26 protein-coding genes are annotated in these 23,220 nt (G+C 36.3%); 5 read left to right on the top strand and 21 right to left on the bottom strand.

Going from position 1 to position 23,220, the window contains the following annotated elements; translation table 11 throughout:
- Positions 1-751 precede the first annotated feature (751 nt).
- On the top strand, positions 752-2,482 hold the full coding sequence (locus ACK4M9_RS21920) for an ABC transporter ATP-binding protein (protein ID WP_409854905.1): 1,731 nt from the start codon (positions 752-754) through the stop codon (positions 2,480-2,482).
- 62 nt (positions 2,483-2,544) lie between these two features.
- Here ACK4M9_RS21920 and ACK4M9_RS21915 read toward each other — a convergent pair whose 3' ends face one another.
- The 4 genes from ACK4M9_RS21915 to ACK4M9_RS21900 form a co-directional block, all read right to left on the bottom strand.
- Positions 2,545-3,243, bottom strand: coding sequence for a hypothetical protein (locus ACK4M9_RS21915; RefSeq protein WP_409854904.1), 699 nt, complete (start codon positions 3,241-3,243; stop codon positions 2,545-2,547).
- 139 nt (positions 3,244-3,382) lie between these two features.
- Positions 3,383-4,591 carry a hypothetical protein gene (locus ACK4M9_RS21910; RefSeq protein ID WP_409854903.1) on the bottom strand — a complete coding sequence of 403 codons (1,209 nt, stop codon included), beginning with the start codon at positions 4,589-4,591 and terminating at the stop codon, positions 3,383-3,385.
- Positions 4,581-5,135 (bottom strand): sigma-70 family RNA polymerase sigma factor, encoded by a 555-nt coding sequence (locus tag ACK4M9_RS21905; protein ID WP_409854902.1) that lies wholly within the window; start codon positions 5,133-5,135, stop codon positions 4,581-4,583. The genes ACK4M9_RS21910 and ACK4M9_RS21905 overlap by 11 nt, the downstream gene beginning before the upstream one ends.
- Before the next feature lie 276 nt (positions 5,136-5,411).
- Entirely contained in the window at positions 5,412-6,140 is a 729-nt protein-coding gene (locus tag ACK4M9_RS21900) for a nucleotidyltransferase domain-containing protein (protein ID WP_409854901.1), read from the bottom strand.
- Between the two features lie 433 nt (positions 6,141-6,573).
- Here ACK4M9_RS21900 and ACK4M9_RS21895 point away from each other — a divergent pair, with 433 nt between their 5' ends.
- Positions 6,574-7,059, top strand: coding sequence for a hypothetical protein (locus tag ACK4M9_RS21895; protein WP_409854900.1), 486 nt, complete (start codon positions 6,574-6,576; stop codon positions 7,057-7,059).
- Positions 7,060-7,126: 67 nt separating this feature from the next.
- Here ACK4M9_RS21895 and ACK4M9_RS21890 read toward each other — a convergent pair whose 3' ends face one another.
- Together ACK4M9_RS21890 and plsY are read right to left on the bottom strand one after the other, a co-directional pair.
- Entirely contained in the window at positions 7,127-7,438 is a 312-nt protein-coding gene (locus tag ACK4M9_RS21890; protein WP_409854899.1) for a hypothetical protein, read from the bottom strand.
- A 218-nt stretch (positions 7,439-7,656) separates the two neighbouring features.
- Positions 7,657-8,247 (bottom strand): glycerol-3-phosphate 1-O-acyltransferase PlsY, encoded by a 591-nt coding sequence (gene plsY, locus ACK4M9_RS21885; RefSeq protein ID WP_409854898.1) that lies wholly within the window; start codon positions 8,245-8,247, stop codon positions 7,657-7,659.
- A 144-nt stretch (positions 8,248-8,391) separates the two neighbouring features.
- Between plsY and ACK4M9_RS21880 the strand changes: the two genes are divergently transcribed.
- Positions 8,392-9,234, top strand: coding sequence for a DegV family protein (locus ACK4M9_RS21880; protein WP_409854897.1), 843 nt, complete (start codon positions 8,392-8,394; stop codon positions 9,232-9,234).
- A 185-nt stretch (positions 9,235-9,419) separates the two neighbouring features.
- On the opposite strand, the gene ACK4M9_RS21875 is transcribed toward ACK4M9_RS21880, so the two are convergent.
- The 13 genes from ACK4M9_RS21875 to ACK4M9_RS21815 form a co-directional block, all read right to left on the bottom strand.
- Complete coding sequence (locus ACK4M9_RS21875; protein ID WP_409854896.1) at positions 9,420-9,971, bottom strand: hypothetical protein; 552 nt, start codon at positions 9,969-9,971, stop codon at positions 9,420-9,422.
- A gap of 71 nt (positions 9,972-10,042) precedes the next feature.
- On the bottom strand, positions 10,043-10,555 hold the full coding sequence (locus tag ACK4M9_RS21870; protein ID WP_409854895.1) for an NUDIX domain-containing protein: 513 nt from the start codon (positions 10,553-10,555) through the stop codon (positions 10,043-10,045).
- Between the two features lie 35 nt (positions 10,556-10,590).
- Positions 10,591-11,169 (bottom strand): zf-HC2 domain-containing protein, encoded by a 579-nt coding sequence (locus ACK4M9_RS21865; RefSeq protein ID WP_409854894.1) that lies wholly within the window; start codon positions 11,167-11,169, stop codon positions 10,591-10,593.
- Positions 11,153-11,659 (bottom strand): RNA polymerase sigma factor, encoded by a 507-nt coding sequence (locus tag ACK4M9_RS21860; RefSeq protein WP_409854893.1) that lies wholly within the window; start codon positions 11,657-11,659, stop codon positions 11,153-11,155. Before ACK4M9_RS21860 ends, ACK4M9_RS21865 begins: the two co-directional genes overlap by 17 nt.
- Positions 11,660-11,752: 93 nt before the next feature.
- The gene (locus ACK4M9_RS21855) at positions 11,753-12,214 is read right to left on the bottom strand and encodes a hypothetical protein (protein ID WP_409854892.1); all 462 of its coding nucleotides are present in this window, start codon (positions 12,212-12,214) and stop codon (positions 11,753-11,755) included.
- A gap of 55 nt (positions 12,215-12,269) precedes the next feature.
- On the bottom strand, positions 12,270-12,539 hold the full coding sequence (locus ACK4M9_RS21850; protein WP_409854891.1) for a DUF4190 domain-containing protein: 270 nt from the start codon (positions 12,537-12,539) through the stop codon (positions 12,270-12,272).
- A gap of 187 nt (positions 12,540-12,726) precedes the next feature.
- Positions 12,727-13,878 carry a DUF2812 domain-containing protein gene (locus ACK4M9_RS21845; RefSeq protein WP_409854890.1) on the bottom strand — a complete coding sequence of 384 codons (1,152 nt, stop codon included), beginning with the start codon at positions 13,876-13,878 and terminating at the stop codon, positions 12,727-12,729.
- Between the two features lie 155 nt (positions 13,879-14,033).
- Positions 14,034-14,504: a hypothetical protein gene (locus ACK4M9_RS21840; RefSeq protein WP_409854889.1), complete on the bottom strand. Its 471-nt coding sequence runs from the start codon at positions 14,502-14,504 to the stop codon at positions 14,034-14,036.
- 257 nt (positions 14,505-14,761) lie between these two features.
- Entirely contained in the window at positions 14,762-15,193 is a 432-nt protein-coding gene (locus ACK4M9_RS21835; RefSeq protein ID WP_409854888.1) for a disulfide oxidoreductase, read from the bottom strand.
- Positions 15,193-15,852, bottom strand: a complete 660-nt coding sequence (locus tag ACK4M9_RS21830; RefSeq protein ID WP_409854887.1) for a DsbA family protein — start codon at positions 15,850-15,852, stop codon at positions 15,193-15,195. Before ACK4M9_RS21830 ends, ACK4M9_RS21835 begins: the two co-directional genes overlap by 1 nt.
- Positions 15,853-16,010: 158 nt before the next feature.
- Positions 16,011-18,119, bottom strand: coding sequence for a heavy metal translocating P-type ATPase (locus tag ACK4M9_RS21825; RefSeq protein ID WP_409854886.1), 2,109 nt, complete (start codon positions 18,117-18,119; stop codon positions 16,011-16,013).
- The gene (locus ACK4M9_RS21820; protein WP_409854885.1) at positions 18,120-18,482 is read right to left on the bottom strand and encodes an ArsR/SmtB family transcription factor; all 363 of its coding nucleotides are present in this window, start codon (positions 18,480-18,482) and stop codon (positions 18,120-18,122) included.
- Positions 18,483-18,683: 201 nt separating this feature from the next.
- Complete coding sequence (locus ACK4M9_RS21815; RefSeq protein WP_409854884.1) at positions 18,684-19,301, bottom strand: TetR/AcrR family transcriptional regulator; 618 nt, start codon at positions 19,299-19,301, stop codon at positions 18,684-18,686.
- A gap of 223 nt (positions 19,302-19,524) precedes the next feature.
- Between ACK4M9_RS21815 and ACK4M9_RS21810 the strand changes: the two genes are divergently transcribed.
- On the top strand, positions 19,525-20,256 hold the full coding sequence (locus ACK4M9_RS21810; protein ID WP_409854883.1) for an ABC transporter ATP-binding protein: 732 nt from the start codon (positions 19,525-19,527) through the stop codon (positions 20,254-20,256).
- On the top strand, positions 20,253-21,281 hold the full coding sequence (locus tag ACK4M9_RS21805; RefSeq protein WP_409854882.1) for an ABC transporter permease: 1,029 nt from the start codon (positions 20,253-20,255) through the stop codon (positions 21,279-21,281). Before ACK4M9_RS21810 ends, ACK4M9_RS21805 begins: the two co-directional genes overlap by 4 nt.
- 164 nt (positions 21,282-21,445) lie before the next feature.
- On the opposite strand, the gene ACK4M9_RS21800 is transcribed toward ACK4M9_RS21805, so the two are convergent.
- On the bottom strand, positions 21,446-21,832 hold the full coding sequence (locus ACK4M9_RS21800; RefSeq protein ID WP_409854881.1) for an IolE/MocC family protein: 387 nt from the start codon (positions 21,830-21,832) through the stop codon (positions 21,446-21,448).
- Positions 21,833-21,913: 81 nt separating this feature from the next.
- Positions 21,914-22,957 (bottom strand): hypothetical protein, encoded by a 1,044-nt coding sequence (locus ACK4M9_RS21795; protein ID WP_409854880.1) that lies wholly within the window; start codon positions 22,955-22,957, stop codon positions 21,914-21,916.
- Positions 22,958-23,220 lie beyond the last annotated feature (263 nt).

The following is a 23,220-nucleotide window of genomic DNA, read 5'->3' as shown; positions in this document are numbered from 1 at the left end:
TACTTTTCTTCTTCTCAGCCTAATCCTGTCCGAACCCAGCTCAGGTTCAGACTACTTTTCTTCTTCTCAGCCTGATCCTGTCCGAACATAGCTCAGGTTCAGACTACTTTTCTTCTTCTCAGCCTATTCCTGTCCGAACCCACCCAAGGTTCAGACTACTTTTCTTCTTCTCAGCCTATTCCTGTCTGAACCCACCCAAGGTTCAGACTACTTTTCTTCTTCTCAGCCTAATTCTGTCCGAACTCAGCTCAGGTTCAGACTACTTTTCTTCTTCTCAGCCTAATCTTGTCCGAACCCACACAAGGTTCAGACTACTTTTCTTCTTCTCAGCCTAATCTTGTCCGAACCCACCCAAGGTTCAGACTACTTTTCTTCTTCTCAGCCTAATCTTGTCCGAACCCACCCAAGGTTCAGACTACTTTTCTTCTTCTCAGCCTAATCCTGTCCGAACCCAGCTCAGGTTCAGACTACTTTTCTTCTTCTCAGCCTGATCCTGTCCGAACATAGCTCAGGTTCAGACTACTTTTCTTCTTCTCATCCTAAAAAGGGATACTAATTAATTATTGTGCTAATTAGTTTCCCTTTTTTGCTCATTATTCCCATGATCTTTTTGCTTCCATTTCCCTATCTATCTTTACTTCATTTTTCAATATAGGTGCCAGGCACCCTAAAAAGTTTTTAGTTATAAAATTAGAATTCCTTGATACAGCTAAGTTATAATGAACACAATCATTTTTTAAGGAGCAAAACAATGGAAAAGTCTGAAAAAGATAGTCTCAAACCGTTTATTTCACTTATTTTATCTACGAAAATTCCTAAAGTAGCATTAACCTTGGGGTTAATAGGCAGTTTAATTAACACCTTATTTGGTCTTACCATTCCTTTATTAACAAAGGAAATGGTCGATGGTTTCTCTGTAGAAGCTTTAAGTATTACCCTCTTTATTACGATTGGTGTCGTCTTTATTCTAAAAGCGATCATCCAAGGTTTAGCGACCTATTCACTTGCTTATGTTGGTCAGAAAATCGTTGCTAAATTACGTCAAATGATGGTTTTCAAGCTTATTCGTTTACCGGTAAGCTATTATGACAAAAAAACGAGTGGTGAATCTGTAAGTCGCGTCGTCAACGATACTGGTATTGTGAAGGATTTAATCTCGCAGCATTTTCCTCAGTTCATTACTGGAATTATCTCAATTATCGGTGCAGTAACGATCCTTTTGATTATGGATTGGAAAATGACACTGTTAATGCTCATTTCGGTTCCTATTACGTTTGCCATCATGATTCCACTTGGTAGGAAAATGAGAAAAATAGCCCGTGGCTTACAAGATGAAACAGCATCATTCTCAGGAAAAGTGCAACAAACACTTAGTGAAATCCGCCTGATGAAAGCTTCAAATGCCGAAGTAATGGAAGAACGCAAAGGGATGCAAGGCATTGGAAATTTATTTTCCTTTGGTTTAAAAGAGTCAAAAATACTCGCTCTCATTGGCCCGCTTATGCAACTAGTGATCATGGTCGTCATCGTCATTATCATTGGTTATGGTGGGATTCGCGTTGCTGAAGGGTCGATGCCTACGGGCTCTCTCGTGGCATTCTTACTTTATTTGTTCCAAATCATTATGCCGATTACGGCCTTTACTATGTTTTTCACACAGCTTCAAAAAGCAAAGGGCGCTACAGAACGCATTATCGATATCTTGGAACTTGATTCAGAGGAGGGTCAAGATGGAGGTGAAATGGATATTACGAATAAGGAGATCCACGTCGAAAATGTCTCTTTTGGTTATAGCGAGGAAGAACCTGTACTTAAAAATGTATCGTTTACTGTACAGCCTGGAACGATGGTTGCTTTTGCAGGACCAAGCGGCGGTGGAAAAACGACGATGTTTGGGCTAATAGAACGTTTTTACGAACCGACAAGTGGGCAAATCATGATCGGTCGTACGCCGATAAAAGAGCTAACATTAGCTTCTTGGCGAAGTCAGATCGGCTATGTCTCCCAAGATAGTCCGATGATTGCAGGAACAATCCGTGAAAATCTTTCTTATGGGTTAGAGGAAAATGTTGATGATGACCGCTTATGGGAAGTAGCCAAGATGGCTTATGCTGATCAATTTATTCAAGACTACCCTAAGAAGCTAGATACTGAAGTCGGTGAACGAGGAATTAAACTTTCAGGTGGACAAAAACAACGGATTGCAATTGCCCGTGCCTTTTTAAGAGATCCAAAAATTCTCATGATGGACGAAGCAACCGCAAGCCTAGATAGTCAGTCAGAAGGCAATGTTCAGCAAGCCTTAACACGACTCATGGAAGGGCGGACAACTTTTGTCATCGCCCATCGCTTATCAACGATTGTGAATGCAGATAAAATCATTTTTATTGAAAAAGGCGAAATCACCGGAGTTGGCACTCATAAAGAATTAGTAAACTCCCATTCGCTGTATCGCGAATTTGCCGAGCAGCAATTGACGTAGTTTTATATTTATTAAATGTGATTTTTGCCTTTTAGGTGCCTGGCACCCAGAAGGCAAAATGATCAATTACCTTCCGCTAACCAATCCGCAACTTTTGCCTTTATCTGTTCGTCTAGTTTTTTTCTAACATTATCAGTATCATTAATGGCTTGTTCTGCATAATTATCAGGAAACATTTCGTAGATTGACTCCACATACATATCACCATCACCTGGTTCTTTATATTCTACGACTGAATATCCATCATTCGTCTTTTTTAACTTAACAAGCGCTGGACCAGATCTTCCTGATTGTCCCTCGTCCTTAGTTGCCCGATTAAATCCCGTGTAAAGTGAATATAAATAAACTTCAACAAGGCCATCAATTTCCTCGGTACCATAAATATGATGTACTTCAAATTGCTTCTCTGTAGGAAAATATTTATATTTATTGTAATAAACTATATAATCTGAAATGAGTAGATCCAGATCATCGGTTTTCGTTTCGTTTGAATTTGTTGTTACTTCCTCTTCTTCCTCTCCCCCTGCAAAAAAAGGAATAAATTCTACATCGGTCCGTCCATCTAATTCGTTATAATTAATAACTTTGTAGCCTAAACCAACAAACAACTGCGTTCCACCGTCTTTATAAATCGCCGTTCGTACTGAAAAAATCGGTGATTTATCCGCTAAAGCTAAACTGTAATCCGTTCCAATCATTATGAAAGGCAAACTAACAAAAAGCGCGATTATCATTATCGTTTTTTTTCGAACGTTTTTCATATAATTATCCTCCGCCATATTATTCCTGATGCATATGCATATCACACATAATAGTTACCCTCTCTTATTTAGTAGCCGACATACTCGGGATGTTATCATCTCTTATCGCCATTAAACCATCACTAAAAACAATGTTAAATTAATATGCATTATTAAGTTTATCTGTTACATTTACAACGAAGTGTTTTTCAGGGCTATAACGAACAATCTCAGCAGCAAGTGATTGAACCTCAAACTGTTTATTGTATTTCGTAAGAACTTCTTCTGTTAGTTCATAAGGAAACTGCACATCATCTTCAGTAAGCAACCACACTAGTTTCTCTTTATCCTTGTCTTTAATTGCCTGCAAATACGCAGAGATCGCCTTTTGCGCTCTTGGATAATTCATAAAAATATAACTTTGAAAAGATGGTCGCCCGTTCGTGTACATAATCGCAAAATCTTCATACGAGCCATCGGCAAGGGCAAAGTCCTCTTCCCTGTTATGCATGTTCATAATTTGAATTTGGTTACTATCGCCTGCTTGATCATTTAGCAGCTTTACTTCAAGAGGTTTGCTAAAATCGATGACTTCATGATAAAGTCTGACGATATCCACCATTTGTTCCTTCAGTACTTTCGGGTCAAAAACGTTTTGTTCACGATTTATAAAATGGTCCTCAAGCCAAAATTGAGTGAGAGTCTCAATGTCCTTTTCCCTTATTAAAGTTAAAAAATGAATCGCATCGTTCAAAACTTGCTCTTCTGTCAAAATTTCGCCTTTTTCATTCCACTTGAAGTCCTCATAATAAAATTCCACTTCGACAATTTCCCAATTTCCATCACGCTTATCTAAATAAACGAAAAAGCCCGCTCGCTCAGAAGCTAGATGGTCGTTGTTTTCCTTTGAATATTTATCAACCCTTAGTAAAACATCGACTTTATTTTCCGTGACTCCATGAACAAGGACACTTTGATTATATTGAGAGTTCAAAGAATTCATATAGTCATAGTAACCTCGAATTCTTTCTAACGCAGTAGCGGGTATCGTTAACTGGTCAATGGTTCCCTGCTCAATTTCGGTTAACATTGCTTCTACCAATTGAACTTGCGTTTTAAACGCTCCAGATCTCTGATTTGCCGGAACATCCGGTTTTCCTATTAACTCAGTTGTAAATAACAAGACTAAGATCGACATAGCCACAGCTGTTAAACCATATCTAAAAAAATGATGTGAACGAGTCGGTTTTGTAAACTTTTTGCTCGCAACTCTTTTTCTAACATTGTTACGATGTTCCTCTGTAAAGTGAGTCCCTTTATGGGTCGTTGAATCCATCGCCTTACGAAGACTTTTCAGTTTATTTTCCATTCAACTCACCCCCCTCAATCACATTTTTGAGTTTCATCCGTCCGCGATTTAACCTTGTTTTAACCGTGTTACTATTGAGTTTTAACATTTCACTAATTTCTTCTATCGATAATTCCTCATAATAAAAAAGAATAATAATTTCGCGGTATTTAATAGGGAGCGATAGCACACACATCGATAGAGTTTCGTCTTCATCACGCTTAATTAAGTTCATTTCAGGTGACAAATCTCTCGTTGTGAATAAACTAAATAAATTAGAGTTAACTACGACTTTTTTGAAAAGTGAACTTCGTAAAACATCCTTGCATTTGTTAATAGTTATTCGAAAAAGCCAAGCTTTTAGCGATCTGATCGTATCTATTATTTCAAATTGCTCATAACAAGTAACAAATACCTCCTGAACGACATCTTGAGCCATACTCCAATCTTTTAAATAGTTATAGGCTAACTTTGTAAGTCTCTCAGCATACTCATCCATGACTTCTTCTAGCCATGCATCTTTATCTACAGGTTCACCCCTGTCCTGATAATCGAGATTATTCAATTTCCTCTCACCTCATTTTTCTATTACCCCTAAGACGAAAAACTAGAAAATAAGTTTCATTATCTTAAAAATTTATTAACAATTCCTCTCACCACGTTTTTTCTATGAGTACCACAAAATTCGATCGACAAAAAATAACGAGCTAAGATTAGCTCGCGTCAATGAGGTTCACCAACATAAATCAACCGGCGTACGACTATTAGACCGCTCTAGTATGATATTATCCCAATTTCATTCAGCCAATCGATACTTCTTTTTGCGGACTGACGCCATTGACTACTCCATCAACCTTTTCCCTAAAGAAAAACCTTCAAACAACCGGCCGCCATACGGTTCTAATGCTTCATCAACTAGTTTCACAACCTCAGTTTTAATGCCGACTGTATAAAATTCATCAAATGCCTGAAAAAACCGTACTGCAAAAGGTTCATTATATTGTTTGAGCGCCCGTATCCTCAACTTAGAGGCACCAACCCAATGACCGTTCGTTCTTAAAATAAATTCGCTTACTAGTTCTACTAAAGTGTTCGCAATCAATACTTCCTCGGCTCTATTAGAAGCACCAATAAAATCGTCTAGTGCATCTGTGATAAAATATCTTTTTAATTTTATCGTCTCTTCAGACCATTTTTCTGGACCGATCGCTAAAAGTTCATTTGCTTCTTTCCTTATGTTTGAAACCATTCCGTTGTCTTTTAGCGTGATTCCTTCTGAGACCATTCGCGGTAAAGACGGTCTCGCTCTTTGGCAATCACTTTTGAAAAAATCTTGATAAGAACTAAAATTATGTACAAAAACTTCGATTGGCCAATTAAATGCAACGATTGATTCCCTATAAGAAAAAGGCTGTTCCTGATCAAAAATGATAATGTCCAGGTCAGAGCTGTCTGTTGCCTCACCACGAACCACACTTCCAGCCAATATTGCCACATCGCAATCCGGAAAATACCTATTGATAAACCTTTTTGCTGCTTCAATTGGCTCTAACCTATTTTTTAACTCCATGATATCACCTCTGTGTAATCCTTTTTACATGAAACGACGATGGTTAGTCGTCGTTTGACAGCTGTTTATTAAAGAAATCCTCTTAAAGAATGCTGTTTCTAATTGAGCAAGCTGTTGCGGTTGTACTTCCTTCTTCATCAATGCGCCGTTTACTTATTATTCCACATCCCATTGGAAAGTCCCTGCTTCTGCTTTAACATAGCTTAATTTACTGATGTATTGTTAATTGGCTCATCTCGTACAGTTTGTGGCTTTAATAAAAGAAAAAAGAAGGAAAAAAACTACTTTTTGTAGTATCTTTATTTGTGGTGTTTGTTCACTTAAAAAGGTAAACCAAAATTAGTTTCTTATCTGGTTATCCTTATAAGACGAACGAACAGGATTTTTTCAGAAGTTTTTTAGTAAATAAAGGTAATTTGGAGAGGGTGACCCGATGAAAAAAATTTTAGCCATCAGTGTTGTAGGTTTGGTAATTGCTCTATTGGCTTATGCGCTTGTACCTGGTTTCATAGACGAGATACAAGCGAGGAATGCTGTTAAAGGTGTTTTAGACAATGTGATTGACCAAAACTATAATGAAGCGTTTGAAAGTGTTTATTTTTATGATAAAGCGTCAGATTTAGAGCCAGTCATCTCGTATGAAGAGGGTAAAAAGAAATGGATTCAACGAGTAAAGGATTTAGCGGAACAAGGTATTTATCTTGTTGATTACAAAAAATTACGAGTTGATCTAGATGACACATATCCAGTGGGCACAGTAGATTTAGTCTTCATAGAAAATGGCGAAAAGAAAGTAAAAAAAGGTGTTCAATTGTGGTTCGCCGAGAGAGATAATAAATGGAAGTTAGGAAATTTAAATTATCGTTACGATGACATTGAAGAAGAATGGGAATATGCTTTAAGTGGGAATTTCAACTAACGGATAAAAAAAGGAACAACCTTGGATCACGAGTTTGTTCCTTTTTTGTAGTCATCACGGTATAATTTTACATAAAATACGTCATCGCAAAATACGCTAGCAAACAAAGGATTGAGCCTGCTAAAAACGGACCAAATCTTAAAGTTAACTTTTCGTACTTTGGTATATGCGTGCCTCCAGATGCCTGAAAAGCTGCAAGTTCTTGTTTTTTCGATAACATATCTCCCGAAGAACTTATTAAAAAAGCAAAAAACACGAAAAATGTAGCACCAAAAAACATCATAGTTAACAAGCTTATATTAAAGTAAAATGCTAAACCAATTAGTAAGCCTAGTTCAAGTGCTAAAACAAGCAATACTAAAGCAATATATCTTACCAATGAACATCCCTCCATTTCACTCGTTTTCCACTTACATATACGATTAAAAAAACAGAAGGTTTCAGAAAATTTCAAATTAGAGGCAATAACCTTGTTTGTAAGTCTTATCCACATAAAAATGTCCACCCCACATGAACATTTTTATTGTTTTTGTCCATTTAGGGTGCCAGGCACCTTAAATAATTTAAGGTGCCTGGCACCTAAATGGATGTGGAACCCTAAAGCCATTTGATTTTCGGTTCGGTTTTCCCGACAATTCGTGCGATGTTTTCACGGTGTCTGTAGAAAATGAAAACTAGAAGGAATAGGGTCGCCAAGGCTGCTGCTATTTCCCCTTGCCAAATGATAATTGCATGAAAAATTACGGTTGAGATCATTGAAGATAAAGAAACAATTTTGGTTAGCTTTAGAAATAGTAAAAAACAAACAAACATAATTAAAAACAACACGGGGTCTGCGATTAACAAAACTCCTCCTGAAGTTGCCATTGCTTTTCCACCTTTAAACTGCGCGAAAATAGGATAGCAATGGCCAATCACTGCAGGAATACCGATAATTAGGGGATTGAGGTCACTCCCAAACAGGATCGGTAGACTTGCAGCAAGCGACCCTTTTAAAACATCGCCAAGGGCTACGATCAGCCCGGCCTTTTTCCCTAAAACACGGAACGTATTTGTACCGCCAAGATTCCCACTACCATGTCCTCGAATATCGGTTTTATAAAACACTTTCCCGACAATTAACGCAAACGGAACTGAACCTAACAAGTAACTCGCAATTAGAAATAATATTAATAGAATATAGTCCATTTTTATTTCCTCCTTCCCACTTATTAATATGATAGTTAAAATATTCTAAATTATGAGAACCTTTTTAAATAATATAAAGGAAATTATTCATAGAATCTATAATATTGTAATAGATTGTTAAAAAGAATAGTTGGGAGGATATTTATGAAGAAAATTGCATGGGTCACTGATAGTTCTGCTTACATTCCTAATGACTTTTTTGGAAAAGAAGACATCTATTCCGTTCCGCTAGTTTTAGTATTAGATGGACAAGAATACCGTGATGGAGTAGATCTTTCAGAGGAAGAGTTGTACCCTAAATTAAAAACGTTCACTACTCCACCTAAAACGTCACAACCTGCAATTGGTGATTTTGTCAGTTTGTTTCAACAGTTAAAAGAAAACTATGACGCAGTCATCGCTGTTCATATCTCTAGAGCCTTAAGTGGCACTATTTCATCGTGCGAACAAGCAGCAGAAGTCGTTGGTCTCAACTTTAACATTGTTGATTCGAAGATGTTATCATATCCTCTAACGGGTTTAATAGAAAGAGGCATCACTCTCAATAACCAAGGAATAGAAATTGAAGAAATCGTTCAAAAATTACAAGCGATAGCTAATAGTGTTGAGGCCTATGTATTAGTAGGTAGTCTTGAACAACTTCAGCGCAGTGGTCGATTGACAGGACTTCGTTACTTAATAGGGAGTCTATTAAATATAAGGCCGATTATTACATTTGAGGATGGAAAGTTAGGCATTTTTGAGAAAAAAAGATCAGATGCCAAGGCAACTAACCGAATTTTTGAAATGCTAGACCAAGCGATGCAACGGTCTTCATTAAACGAGATCTATATTTTACATGCAAATGCCGATCAAAAAGCCTTGGAGTGGAAAGAAAGAATTCTTCAATCCTACCCTGATCACAAAGTGTTAATTGGCCCATTATCTTCAGCTGTTACGCTTCACGCCGGCGAAGGAACAATTGGTTTAGCATGGTTTAACGAATAATTAAATAGTTTAGCAATATTGGAGATAACCAGTAAATGGTTAGAAAAGGTTTTGAATGTTTAACCATTTGCAGATCTTTGTACCCAATATTGCTGACTTTTGTTACATATGGAACGATACAATAGCTAGCAATCCGCTAAAATTTCTGTACCTCATATTTACGAAGACTGCTACTAGGTCAGTAACTACTCTAAAGTTTCTCCTCGTTCTTCCAAAAAACCACTCATTAACGCATTGGAAATGCTCAAAGCTTGTTCTCTAGTATCCACTGGTGCAGTAATCATTAGACCATCATAAGCCGACCATGTCCCTCCAAAATCCTCACCATTATCTTTATTGAATTTTACAATTGTTAACTGGGTGAAATCTTTGTTTATAAAGATAAAACCATAGGAATATAACCGCGGCACTGCATTTTTAACAGATGAGTAGACTATACTCGCGAAATAATCATCTTTAAAGATATTATCATTAAAGACAAGTTCCAACGTTCTTTCTTCTAAAGGAACAGGGATATCTTCCCCTTCAATATCGATTGTACCTTTGAATGTTCTCTCACCCGTTAGACTCTTCTTAAACTTCCCATCAATTTTTATAGTTACCTTTTCTACAAATTCTTCATTCCCTAATTGATATGAGACGCCTTGTAGTGTGTGTGAATGTGTTTTTGGAAACGTGTACCAAACCAATGATAAACCAACTATCAATAAGATAGAAACCACTATTATTTTTCTCACTTTCTCACTCTCCTGCGATTGAGAATACTAGCCTAATTCCCTCGTTAACCTATGGAATGCGCAGTTGTTAACTACCTAATTGAAAAAGATTTCACCAGTTCCTCTAAAACAAAATTTTCTCGGTGTATCCATCTTCGTTGCTTTGAGTACCTTATGACTTCTTTGTTTTTAGTAATCGCATCCGCAAATTCAACCCAGTGAGGTGTAAATTCTTGCTCTAGTTCATACTCATCTAATTGTTGACTACCTTTTTCTTTATTTACTAATTCACACAAATAATAGTGTGATGTCATTTCGAAGACGGCACTTTTGTCGTATTCATCTATCATTCTTTCAGTAACAATACCGACTTTTTCACCAACAATCACATGACGATAACCTGTCTCTTCTGTTACTTCACGAGTGAGTGCTTCAAGATGATTTTCATTTTTCTCGACACCACCACCAGGGAATTTATAATCGCCAAAATTAGATTGAACGAGTAAAATTTTATCGCCTTGAATGATGACTGCTCTCACCGCTTCTCTATATTTTATCCGAGTATCTTTTACTTCCTGTATTCCTATTACTTCATGAAAGATCATAGCTACACTCCAATCTGGTGAAAAACGTAGTTAACCTACCGTTCCCATACAAGTAATAAGTAACCCTGTTTTTCACCTTCAATATAAACTTTTTTTATGTTTGTAAAATTTTCGTTAATCGTAATTTCGAAATCTCCTGAAGGGTTTCTACTACTCACTAGAGTCGTATATTTGAGCTGCAAATAGAGCGAATCTCCTTCAATTTGATAGTCAAAACCATTGTAACCATTGGCGCTATTTGTACTACTACCGACAACATTTATTTCATGATCACTTACATCTATCGAACTTATTGCAACATTTAGTTCATTATGGGTAACATTAGTCAGATATAGATAACCACCAACTAACACAATGATTAAGATACTAGTTATGATAGAAACATATGTAATCACCATATTTCTAAGTTTCTTAAATGGTTTTTTGGCCTCTAGCCCCTTTAGTTTTTCACTTTCGTTACCTAGTGGAAGTTCGTCCTGCATTGTTTTTAAAACAGTTTTACATGCATCACAAGATTGAATATGTACATCTAACAGTTCTCGACTCTCTTTACTACAATGATCATCAATATACAATGGAAGTAAGTCTTGAACCACTTCACATTTTATCGTCATGATCAGTCCCCCCTTCTTTAAGTTTCATTTTTGCCCGATAAAAGGTTACTCTAGCCCAGTTTTCATTTTTACCTTGAACTTCGCCTATTTCCCGAAAACTTAACTCACCTAATGATCGTAAAAGGAGAACCTCTTTATATGGCTCATTTAGTTGATGTATTTGACGGAATAAAGAAATTTTATCCTCGGATTTAATGAGCTCGGTTTCAGGAGAAATAGAACAACTTTCTTGAGACTGAAGTATTTGTTGCTTTTTGTTCTTTTCCACATACTTATAGTAGGAATGCTTGGCTATTTGACATAACCAGACCGACATTTTGCACTCACCGTTGTATCTATGAATAGATTTTACAGCTTGATAAAATGTCTCTTGTGTTAATTCCTCAGCTAAATCAGGATCACGACAAAGGCACATCAGGTATTTAAACACTTCATTGGCATAGTGGTTATATATATTGGAAATATCGCCCAAGGCTTCCCCTCCCTTCACTCCATATATCCGAAAAAAAGTGATTTCGTTACATTAAATAAAAAATTTTTTATAAAGTTAAACCGCCATCACTGGCGGCTATGGATAACACCTCTATTTTCTGTTCCGATATCTGTTAACGTATAGAATGGAAGCTGTAAGGAGAAAAGCTACAGCTAAAAAACCTCCAACTACTAGAAACGGACTCTGCGAATTAATCGTACTCGTTGAACCGCCAAGATATTCTCCTCTTCTAATTGCCTTTACGTATGTTCCATTCTCTACTTGAACTGCAATTGCCTCATCAGTAGAAACATCTTTAATAGAATAATAGGTAGTCCCTTTCTTATAGGCATTTGAGAAGTTTCCTGGATAAGTTTCCATATCTGAATACTTCGTAACTTTTCCAATTTTACGATCTATTTCAGTTACAGGTTCATCTATCACTTCATACGTGTACCCTTCCCAAACAACTAATGGATAAGCCCACGAGGTGGCAAACGAATGACTTGGGGATACAAAAAAGATTAGTAGCGTAATTAAGCTAACATAACTAATGAAACGTTTATTGTTCATACAATTTCCTCCTTTTTTTGATTGAAAAAGGAAACTCCCCCGCAAATCGTGGAATTTATCCACCAATTGGTTCTGAGTAAAAAGATAACACGCCTATTAGGATAAGGATGAGTTGGAATAAAAGTCCAATGATGCTACAAATTAATCCAGCTGTTGCAAAGCTATCCCCATATCCATTCGTTCTTGCGATCTCTTTCTTTGCAGCGATTGACATAAAAATTCCAACAACACCTGATGGTATCCCTATCAATGGGACAAAAATCGAGACAATACCAAGCGTTAAAGCTATTATTGCTAGTCTATTTGTTTCTGGTCTTTCATTCATTTTCAGTTCTCCTCTCCAATATATTTAATAACCCATTCCTTTTTATTACTAATACTAATTAATCATTAACCATTGTCTTAAACGTAATTCATATGTTCAGAAATTTTCATCCTTAAATGCCTTTGATTTCATAGTCTGCTCGCCTTTAAAATAATTGCAATGGGATTTGCTAATGACACATAACCTCTTATTTTTCTTGAAGCCAAAAGCTATGTCCTAGAATGACCTCTACTGATTCCATTCCATAGTAATCAACTACAAACACTTCATTGCGAATTCGTGCAATAAATGAAGACACAACTTCATCATCTTTAAGCCATAACTCATCAAATTGTGGATCGTTTACAAGCTCATAAGCGCCATGATAGTTCGTGTTTTGTTCGACTATGCTACTTACAAACATTTTTGCAAGCCACTCTGTTCTTACTTTATACCTTTTCGACCAAATCGATGGTTGATACGGACCAACTCCATTCAACCAGCCCTCAGCACTTTGGTGTAATTCGTACTGCTTAGGAACGAGAATACTTGAGTTTTCTGAATATCGATCTCGATCATTTCTATATTCAATATCACTATATCCTTCTTTTTCAAGAATCGTCGAAAGTGTAACGACGGGAACATAATCTTCTGGAATTGCTTGATAACGATCGGAACTTCCTAAGCCAATGAAACTAGTAACTATGAAAATCGAAACAATGATAATAAAATTAACCACAATAAATTTACGCCTCTTTAACTTTTTTTTGTAGTTACTATTGTGATTCAATCCCTTTCCTTGCCGTAACTTTTTCATTAGTATTGAAATGCGATAAACACCTAAATACATATGTAAAATAGGGAAGCATATGAATGTAGCAATCAATAATTGAAGTGCAAAATAACTATCAAGATAATTATTAACCAGAAAATTTTGAAGAAGTTGCCATTGGAACACGAAATAACATAATACAAGCAACGTTCCCAGTAAAGCACGATTAATTACACTTCTTTTTAGAATTGCTAATGAGTCTGCGTGTTTTCTGGAGTCAGGATAAATTTCTTGTATTTCAGGATCTTTTCCTTCACAAAAAACATGAAGATATCCCCAAGAACCGATATACTGCCAACCTAAATCTAGATTTTCTTCAAGCTTACTCTTTTCAATTAGCTCATTGATTTTAAAAGTATCACAACGGTATTTTTTTTGTTGGGGCTTACCCTTTTTAAATATAGCGCGTCCAAATCGCAATTCTGATAAATGCCACCCTTGTAGGGCCATATCGGCAAACCACGTCTCTAATTCCTCAATCTCCCATACATCCAACCACAACCTTTTGGTTTTCGTTTCTGTTTGCATTCGACTTATCCCCTCGTGTGTGCTTTACCATATTTACAACCCTGATTTTGTATACGAATTCGAAATTTTACAGATCGATTCGAATTTGAAACCTTCCCCAATTCAACGGGGTGGACATTAAATCTGCTTCAAATGAAATAATATGCCCGCAAAACTTAATCAAATAAATTGTCTATATAATCATAATCAATGGAACGATCTTTAGCGGTGTAGAAAAAGCCCTTGTAACTAATCTTATCCGATGAATTAATAATTAGTTCCTTCACTGCTTTTCCTTTTTGATTGTAAATCGTTGTTCTAAAGCTATACCCCAAATAACCAAAGGATGATTTTCCTTTTTGAAATGTCACTCCGTTTAAATTATTGATCATATAGTCAATATCCGCTCTATTCGTGATATCAATTGAATTTCCAGTGCCTCCATTAAACACAGTTATTTTTGAGACTTTCTCTGGCTCGATGCTCACCACACTATGTGGTATATATGTAAGTCCAAACCATAAAACTAACAGTAAAGTAATTACTAGTGTAATCCATCTTCTTATTTTGTTTTTCAACAACCAGATGAACACAAACGTAAAAACTATTAAAAGTAAAAATATAAGAATAAAAAAAGCGATATTCAAACAACATCCCTCCAAGTTTAGTTATCTATCTCTTTATATTCTCCCCACAAAAATTCTGTTTCCTTGACCAGAAGGTAAAAGCATATTAAATGTAGATCTGTCTAATTCCACTCCCCTAAAGAAAATCAAACTGGTTTGCTTAAGACAAGTTAAATAATTACCAATTAATCTTAACATAAATTACCATTCAATTAATACATAAAAAAAAGCTCTACTCATAGTGAGTAAAGCGATCTTTATGTGAGTTTGTTAAATAGCTAGTTTTCATCTTTCGAAGCAAGTTTTCGACTTATTAATAAAAACACTGTAATTAAAATAAAGGCAACAAGTGCTAAAAATGGGATCGTAATAAAACCAAACCAATTAATCCAGGCGACGTCACAAGGAATCCCTTTTGAACACGGTTTTACAGTTGCGAATCCCGGTACTTTTTCAAGCAAATAATGATAGAAAGCAATCATGCTACCTATGATCGAAAAAGGCAATGCATACTTCGTTATTTTTGTTTCATTTGTAAAAGCTGCAACACCTAGAATAATCACTAATGGATACATCGCAATCCGCTGATACCAACAGAGTTCACATGGAAGAAAAAAACGAATTTCGCTAAAATATAAACTTCCAAATGTGGCAATCATTGAAACAAGCCAGGCGAAATAAAGAAATTGGACCGAACGTTTGACGGACATTAATTTCCTAATCCTCCTTCAATAAGCTCTTTAATCTTGTCATAATCAAATGGATTTTCAACCATTGTTCCATTAATTATAATACTTGGGGTTTGATTCACTTTGAATTGATCCACTAGTTGGTCATCAAGAAGCACTGCGTCTTGATACGTCATATTGATGATATCCTCTTCAAGTAGGGCTAAGTCAATGTTTGGAGCAGAATTTTGCGCAACTTCCATTATTTTTTCGACTGTAATCCAAAAGTCATCATGACTTTGCCGAGGTGGTTGTTCTTGATAAAGTGCTTTGTTAAAGGCCCAAAAGGCTTCTTGGTCTTGTTTCCATATCGCCTCTCCTGCTAGCGACCCTAAAAAGGATTCGTCTCCATGGAATAGTACATTTATATAAGAAAATCTAATTTTTCCTGTATCAATGAAATCCTTTTTTAATAGAGGAAAAATAGATTCATTCCATTCTCTACAAGCTGGGCATTTATAATCGCCAAATTCAACAACGGAAACAGGTGCATCAAGGTCACCAAGTGTTGGTTGATTTTCAATAGGAGGGTGACTTGCTAAGGCAACATCTCCGCTTTTATTGTTCTGAGAATGATCTAAAACAACAATTGCACTTACTAAAATAAATATGGCGACGGTTATTAAAATTAATGGTTTCATAGGATTACTACTTCTTTTCGACATGTTCCACCTCGATCTTTTATTATCAAATAGAGCGTTTAATTGCTGTATCACGTCTCACTATTATACTACTAAATTAAAAAATCTTGTATAAAATGTTATTCAATACGAGTGTAAAATTGTTTTCTATTTATCTACTATTCTTTCGTTCGTAATAACCTCAAGCTATTTACCGTTACAATTAAAGTAGCACCCATGTCGGCAAAAATTGCCATCCATAGTGTTAGCCATCCTGGAATAATCAATAGCAGAGCGACGATTTTAATGCCAATCGAAAACGAAATATTTTCTTTAATAATCCGCAACGTTCTTCGACTTAAACGGATCATAAAAGGTAGTTTACTAAGATCATCGGCCATTAAGGCAATGTCGGCCGTTTCTAAGGCAGTATCTGTTCCTGCACCTCCCATAGCTATCCCAACTGTTGAAGCAGCTAATGCAGGTGCATCATTAACACCGTCACCGACCATCCCAACACGGCCACCTTCAGATCGAAGCTTTTTAATAAAAGCTAATTTTTGTTCTGGGAGTAATTCGGCGTGGATTTCAGTTACACTTAATTTCTCACCGATTGCTTGTGCCGTATTTTGATTATCACCTGTTAACATAATTGTTTTCTGAATGCCAATTTTGTGTAATTTTTCAATGACATCCTTACTTTGCTTACGAACTTCATCAGCAACAGCAAACAATGCTAATATCTTACGTTCAGATTCTAAAACCATAACTGTTTTCCCTTGCTTTTGAAGTGAGTGAATTTTATTTAAGACATCAGTTGTCATTAAGTCATTAAACCAGCCTGGGCTACCAATCGAGAATAACTGCTGATTAATCGCTCCTCTTACACCTTTACCTGTAATAGAAATAAATTCATCTACTTCAATTGAAGTAAATTCGATTTGTTCTGTAGCTGCTTTTCTGACTATTGAAGAAGCTAAAGGATGCTCAGAGCCTTTTTCTAAAGCAGCGGCAATCGCTAAAATTACATGTTCATCAATTTCACTCAGATTGACAAATTCAGTAACTTCAGGAACCCCTCTCGTTAATGTTCCCGTTTTATCAAAGGCGATCGTTGAAAGTGTCGCCGATTGTTCTAAGTGAACTCCACCTTTAATTAGTACGCCATGCCTTGCTGCATTTCCAATCGCAGTAACGATCGCGACTGGCGTTGAGATAACTAAAGCACAAGGACAACCTACGACTAACACAGCTAACCCTCGGTAAATCCATTCTGCCCATTCTCCATTCATAACGATTGGCGGAAAGATTGCTACACCCAACGCAAACACCATAATCGTCGGCGTGTAATATTTCGCAAAACGGTCAACAAACGCTTGTGAAGGTGCCCGTTCAGCTTGAGCTTCTTCGACTAGATGAATGATTTTGGCAATCGTTGTGTCTTCTACGGTTTTTGTCACTTTAACTTCAAGTAACCCCTCTCCGTTAAGAGTCCCTGCATACACTTCATCTTTAATCGCTTTTGCAACTGGAACTGACTCCCCGGTAATTGCGGCTTGATTAATAGAAGAAGTTCCTTTGACGACAACACCATCCATCGCAAGCTTCTGACCAGGCTTTACAATCATCACATCTCCTACTTCGATCTCTTCAACTGGAATAACGATTTCTTCAAGTCCACGACGAATGAATGCTTCCTTTGGGGCAATGTCCATTAACGAGCGAATGGACTGCCGCGCTTTTTCCATCGAATAGGTTTCAAGTGCTTCGCTTATCGCAAACAAAATAACAACTGCCGCACCTTCACCCCATTCACCAATCCCACCGGCACCAATAATTGCAACGGTCATTAACGTCTTCATATCAAATTGGAGACGGATTAAATTTAGCAAACCGATTTTTAATAGATTATATCCCCCTATTAAGATCGAGCCTGCAAACGCCACGGTTGAAATAACATTTTCCTCACCAAGCTGTCTACCAATGAACCAGCCCGCAATAAGGAAAAGTACCGCTAAGATCACATTCCAATGCTTTATATAAAAAGGTTTCTTTTCTACCTCAAAACGTTGATTTTCCGGAATGATTTTCAGATTTTCAAAAGCACCCGCTTTTTCAAGCTCAGGAATAGAAACATCTCCTATTACCGTCAACTTTGCAGCACCGAAGTTAACCATAGCATCCTTAACGCCACTAATATTTCTTACATTCCGCTCAAACTGAGCAGCACAACCAGCTCAGGAAAAACCCTGCACTCTATAGACTAATTTCTGTTCGGACTGCTTCATTTATTTTACCTCCATACTATGAATAAACGCTAACTCAATTAGTTGACGGACATGATCATCATCTAACGAGTAAAAAACTAGCTTCCCTTCTTTTCGGTATTTAGCTAAACCTTGGTTTTTTAATAAACGTAAATGATGCGAAGCTGTAGCCGTCGTACAGCCAACTATATTGGCAACATCACAAACACATAATTCATCTTCTTTGGATAGAACATACGCTACCTTAATACGAGTATCATCAGCCAAGGCTTTAAAAATTTGGGCAACCGGAAGAGTTTTTTGTCGCTCTAAATCAGCTTTTCGAATTGCAACCTTCTCTTCGTCAAAACAATACACTTCACAGACATCATCTTTTTTCCTCATCAACTTACCCCCTCATTCAAACGTTCATTTTAATGTTAGTTTATCTCCACCTATTCTAACAGTCAAGTGATCGTTTGAATATTAATTAAATATATGTCTGTCTAATTCAATTTGTTACCCTGCAAGACTCTAGGGAAGTTCAGCATGCAAATAAATAAGGGACAGTCCCCCCTAAACAGGTACTGCCCCACTTCCCTCGATTTACTTTTTTACCCCTGCCGCAAAGAATGGACCATTTATGGTCATCGTCGATATAATCCGAGCGATCTCTTGTGGTGACTCACCTCGATCACTATTTAGCCATTCTTGAATAACACCTATATGTGCTGAAGCAATATAAGAAATTAAATATTCTGGTGGGACAAGAAGGTTATCCTGCTTAAAAATAGAATTCTTGTTATTATCAAATAGGGCTTTAAGCATAAATACTTTTAATTTTGTTTGGAACGATAAGTCACCTTTTGGACCCAATAAAGCTTTCATAAGTCCTCTATTTTGGTTTATGAATTCAAAAAATGGAATAAGAATGGTAAATGGCAATGTATTCGGAGAGTTTGTTTCTAAATCTGCAATGACTATTGGAATGTTTTTTATAATCTTGTTTTCCATTTCTTTGACCAACTCTTCCTCGCATTTGGTCATTAGATCGTACTTATCCTGATAATGGCTATAAAAGGTACCACGGTTGATTTTTGCCTTAGTTGTTATGTCTTTAACGGTAATCGCCTCAAAACCTCTTTCTTCTATTAATTCTATCAATGCATTTTTAATAGATTCTTTTGTACGAATGACACGTAAATCCGAACTCATATCCCTCATTCCATTTCCTTTTTAAATTTTTTTGAACACGATCATCGATAGTGTCGGTTAAACGACACATCCTGTCTTTTTGATTATTGTATAGCTTTTAGTCAGAAATTATAATTTATGTATGCAACAAAACGACGCGTTGTTTATTATTTTAACTGAAAATATAAAGGAGTGAAAAGAAATTATTTGATACATCATTATCGTTCTTATGTTTGTTGAGGAGGAAACTACGATGAATATTCAGGTCTTGCATGTCAGTAAAACTTTTGATAAAAACCAAGTCATAAAAGATGTTACGTTCACGATTCCGTCAGGAGAAATATGTTGTTTGCTTGGCCCTTCTGGTTCGGGAAAAACAACATTAATTCGTCTGATGATTGGCGCAATTTCTACTGATCAAGGGTCTATTCAATTCGAAAATGTACTTATGCCAAATATAGAAATGTTAGAAAAGGTTGGATTTATGCCTCAGAACGATGCGTTATATGACGATCTATCTGCCGAAGCCAATTTGAACTTTTTTGGAGGACTTTACCATATTGATAAAGGTAAATTGGAAAAGCGTATCGATGAAGTACTGACAATAGTCAATTTAATAGAGCATCGAAGAAAATTGGTAAAACATTTTTCTGGAGGTATGAAAAAACGACTTTCGCTTGCTGCAGCAATACTACATTCTCCTAAAATATTGTTCCTAGATGAACCGACAGTTGGAATCGATCCCGTGTTACGTCGTAAAATTTGGGACCAATTTAAAGAAATTAAAAATTCTGGAACTACCATTATTGTTTCCACGCATGTGATGGATGAAGTGACCGAGTGTGATAAAGCAGCACTCATTTATAATGGCTCCTTGATTGAATTTGATACCGTTACAAATCTACTTGAAAAAACTAAAAACGGAAGAGTAGAGGAACTGTTTTTCATTGCTTCAAATGAGTCGAAAGGTGGTGCTGTAACATGATTTATCTAGCCAAACGTGTCATCCGTCAAACAATAAATGACAAACGAAGCGTCATGATGATCTTAGTTGCCCCACTATTGATTTTGACTCTTGTGTATTTTTTATTGGGAGATTCAGATTACGTGCCGACAGTAGGAATTGATAAAAATACGATGCCAGATGCTCTCGTTACTGCTCTGGAAGAACAAGATTTGAATGTATTAAGCATTACAAACAACGACGCCCAACATGCAAAAAACTATTTGAAAAACAATCATGATGTGGATGCCATTTTAACCATCTCACAAAGTTCGGGTATGAATATTACAATGTATGAAACTAGTCCTAAAGGGGCGAAGGCGGCAAGAGAGATCCAAACAGCATTGGCTGCCTTAAATCCTTCAGCAAAATTAAATATGTCCTATGTTTATGGGACACAAGGACAATCTACTTTCGATTCCCTCGGCTATGTGTTTCTTGCCTTATTCTCTTTTTTCTTAGTGTTTATCATATCAGGGATGGCACTTGTGAGAGAGCGAAGTGGCGGGACATTGGAACGGTTATTAATGACGCCAATTAAACGGTGGGAGGTTATTCTTGGTTATACGCTAGGATATGGTGTTTTTGCAGTAATTCAAGCCATTCTTATTGTTCTTTATTCTATTTATGTCCTGCAATTAAGTTCCGTGGGGAACATTGGTTGGGTTTTACTCACGATGGTTTTATTAGCCGTGACAGCCGTTTCATTTGGTGCTACGATTTCAATTTTTGCTAGTTCAGAACTGCAAGTAGTACAAATGATCCCGTTTACCATCATTCCACAAGTGTTTTTCTCGGGGTTGATTCCTTTAGACTTGATGCCTTACCACCTCGGAAATCTAGCTTACATTATGCCCATCTATTATGGCGCGGCAGCGATTAAAGGTGTCATGGTCTATGGTGATAGTTTCTTTCAAATTTGGCCTTATATTATCGGCTTAATCGCCTATGCATTACTGTTATACCTAATAAACACCCAAGCATTGAAAAAATTTAGGAAACTCTAGTCTTGCGCAATGGTGCAAACGATAAAAAACTTGTTCATTTACAACAGAATTATTTGTTGCGCAGTTTCGTTGTACTGCGCAACAAATGGCTTTGTTGTTTTTCGTTTTTCTTCTTCAACATACGCACTCCGTTAGTCAAAAATTAGAATTCTGTTCCTTCACTATCATTTAGACACTATTTTTAAATCATCACCGATAAGATTGGTTGCTTCATATATAACACCATTATCATAATTTATAATAGAAAAATGCCCGTTATAATAATCCCATACGGCTGAATAATTAGAATGATTAACAATACTGGCTTCCATTTTTCTGAATAACTTTATTGCTTCCTCCTCTGTCGGATGTCCTTCTACCATAATCCTAAGCTTAATATCACTCCCATCAAATGCAGCAGCAACAGTATCTACTTCTTCATATTCCCTAAATTCTTCTCGCCAATCGCTCAATGATTCACTGATGTCTATATCTGGCTTTTGATTACAACCAGTCATTAACAACAATAAAACAAAAGTAGTACATATAAAGCCTAACATGCATTTTTTCATTGTTTTCCCTCCATTTATACATCAAACTTATTCAAGTAAAGCATTCGTTTGTTTAAGTACATTATTTCACATAGTCACCTTTTATTCGTATGGGAATTCCCCCCACCAACCTTCATCGTTCTTTCTGTAATTAGCTGCTAATTCTTTGAACTGTTTATTCCTTTTATCGCTTCCGAATCCAACAGACACTCTTTTTAATGACGAATTTTTAAGTAATGGAGTATAGTCTTCAACGCTCATATTCATAGCAGACCAATGTGTAAACTCTACCAAGGAGGGGGCGTGTTCTAAACTACTTATATCCTTTAGCCCCTTCATGTTTTCTAATGCAACTTTTTTTAGTTTCACAAGCTCATTAAGGGATGGCATAACTTCAATGTTTGGCAACGATTGAAGGAACAGATATTGAAGCCCTTTTAAAGTTGAAATAAAGGAAATATCTTTTAGTCCTCTTATTTGCCATAGCTCTAAATATTTAATGTTATCCATACCTTCAATAGCAGAAAAATCTTTAATTCCGCCTAATTTAATATCTAAAGACCACATTCTTTCTAACGGCACTAAAAAATCTACGTTTTTAGTTGTGATAGAACTTAGAGTTAAATCTTCAATGTTTTTAAGCTCTTTAATGACATCAAGATTCTTAGTGTGACCTCCGTTAAATAGAGTTTTAAGCTGAGAAAACCTTTTAATAACTTCTAAGTCAGGCTTTTTTGAACTGGTTTGACCTAATATTAGTACTTCTAAAGTATCAGGAACTTTCGCCAGAATGTTAAAGTTATCAAGACTAAAAATACTCACATTTAGTTCTTTTAAATGCTCTAGTGTAGCTATATTATCCAAATTTTCTACTTCGCCATGACATTCAACATAGAATCGGGCAAGGTTAGGCATCTTTAAGAGAAATTTCAAATCGCAAACTTTACTATAAAAGCCATATGCACGAAGCACAACATCATCACGGATTGAGAAGAGTATGTTATCTAATATTTCAAATGTACTGTCTTCAATAGGCTCTGAAAACTGAATCACTTCTAACCCTTTATTATTTGCGAGTTCATTAACCTCCTTTTCTGAAAGGCTATTTTCAATTTGTACCCTACCTTTACTAAATTCTTTAAACACAAAACCACCTCCATAAAACTCATTAGTTGAAAATTTGGCTAATCTTAATTAGTCATTAAATATTGACTATCAACATTAAACATTAACATGGTTACACAATAAAAGTTGCCGAAACGACAACCCCTTGTTCAGCTATTGCCTCCGTTACTAAAAAAAAGATTTTGTTACTGCCACCATTGTTTAACAGCAATTTTTTGTGACTTCTGATTTTTATCTATAATTTCAACCAAACAATCATATCTCTCTAATTCAGTACCTGAAAC

The organism is Anaerobacillus sp. (assembly GCF_046314235.1).
Classification (GTDB): domain Bacteria; phylum Bacillota; class Bacilli; order Bacillales; family Anaerobacillaceae; genus Anaerobacillus.
Note: the sequence above shows the minus strand (reverse complement) of the source record. Positions and strands in the feature narration are given on the sequence as shown.

Excerpts from the sequence above, each read along its gene's own strand:
- ACK4M9_RS21805 (WP_409854882.1), top strand. The coding sequence starts at position 20,253 with ATGATTTATCTAGCCAAACGTGTCATCCGTCAAACAATAAATGACAAA.
- ACK4M9_RS21855 (WP_409854892.1), bottom strand. The coding sequence starts at position 12,214 with ATGAACAATAAACGTTTCATTAGTTATGTTAGCTTAATTACGCTACTA.
- ACK4M9_RS21810 (WP_409854883.1), top strand. The coding sequence starts at position 19,525 with ATGAATATTCAGGTCTTGCATGTCAGTAAAACTTTTGATAAAAACCAA.
- ACK4M9_RS21830 (WP_409854887.1), bottom strand. The coding sequence starts at position 15,852 with ATGAAACCATTAATTTTAATAACCGTCGCCATATTTATTTTAGTAAGT.
- plsY (WP_409854898.1), bottom strand. The coding sequence starts at position 8,247 with ATGGACTATATTCTATTAATATTATTTCTAATTGCGAGTTACTTGTTA.
- ACK4M9_RS21880 (WP_409854897.1), top strand. The coding sequence starts at position 8,392 with ATGAAGAAAATTGCATGGGTCACTGATAGTTCTGCTTACATTCCTAAT.
- ACK4M9_RS21835 (WP_409854888.1), bottom strand. The coding sequence starts at position 15,193 with ATGTCCGTCAAACGTTCGGTCCAATTTCTTTATTTCGCCTGGCTTGTT.
- ACK4M9_RS21800 (WP_409854881.1), bottom strand. The coding sequence starts at position 21,832 with ATGAAAAAATGCATGTTAGGCTTTATATGTACTACTTTTGTTTTATTG.
- ACK4M9_RS21920 (WP_409854905.1), top strand. The coding sequence starts at position 752 with ATGGAAAAGTCTGAAAAAGATAGTCTCAAACCGTTTATTTCACTTATT.
- ACK4M9_RS21820 (WP_409854885.1), bottom strand. The coding sequence starts at position 18,482 with ATGAGGAAAAAAGATGATGTCTGTGAAGTGTATTGTTTTGACGAAGAG.
- ACK4M9_RS21915 (WP_409854904.1), bottom strand. The coding sequence starts at position 3,243 with ATGAAAAACGTTCGAAAAAAAACGATAATGATAATCGCGCTTTTTGTT.
- ACK4M9_RS21910 (WP_409854903.1), bottom strand. The coding sequence starts at position 4,591 with ATGGAAAATAAACTGAAAAGTCTTCGTAAGGCGATGGATTCAACGACC.
- ACK4M9_RS21850 (WP_409854891.1), bottom strand. The coding sequence starts at position 12,539 with ATGAATGAAAGACCAGAAACAAATAGACTAGCAATAATAGCTTTAACG.
- ACK4M9_RS21865 (WP_409854894.1), bottom strand. The coding sequence starts at position 11,169 with ATGACGATAAAATGTGAAGTGGTTCAAGACTTACTTCCATTGTATATT.
- ACK4M9_RS21845 (WP_409854890.1), bottom strand. The coding sequence starts at position 13,878 with ATGCAAACAGAAACGAAAACCAAAAGGTTGTGGTTGGATGTATGGGAG.
- ACK4M9_RS21900 (WP_409854901.1), bottom strand. The coding sequence starts at position 6,140 with ATGGAGTTAAAAAATAGGTTAGAGCCAATTGAAGCAGCAAAAAGGTTT.
- ACK4M9_RS21870 (WP_409854895.1), bottom strand. The coding sequence starts at position 10,555 with ATGATCTTTCATGAAGTAATAGGAATACAGGAAGTAAAAGATACTCGG.
- ACK4M9_RS21895 (WP_409854900.1), top strand. The coding sequence starts at position 6,574 with ATGAAAAAAATTTTAGCCATCAGTGTTGTAGGTTTGGTAATTGCTCTA.
- ACK4M9_RS21815 (WP_409854884.1), bottom strand. The coding sequence starts at position 19,301 with ATGAGGGATATGAGTTCGGATTTACGTGTCATTCGTACAAAAGAATCT.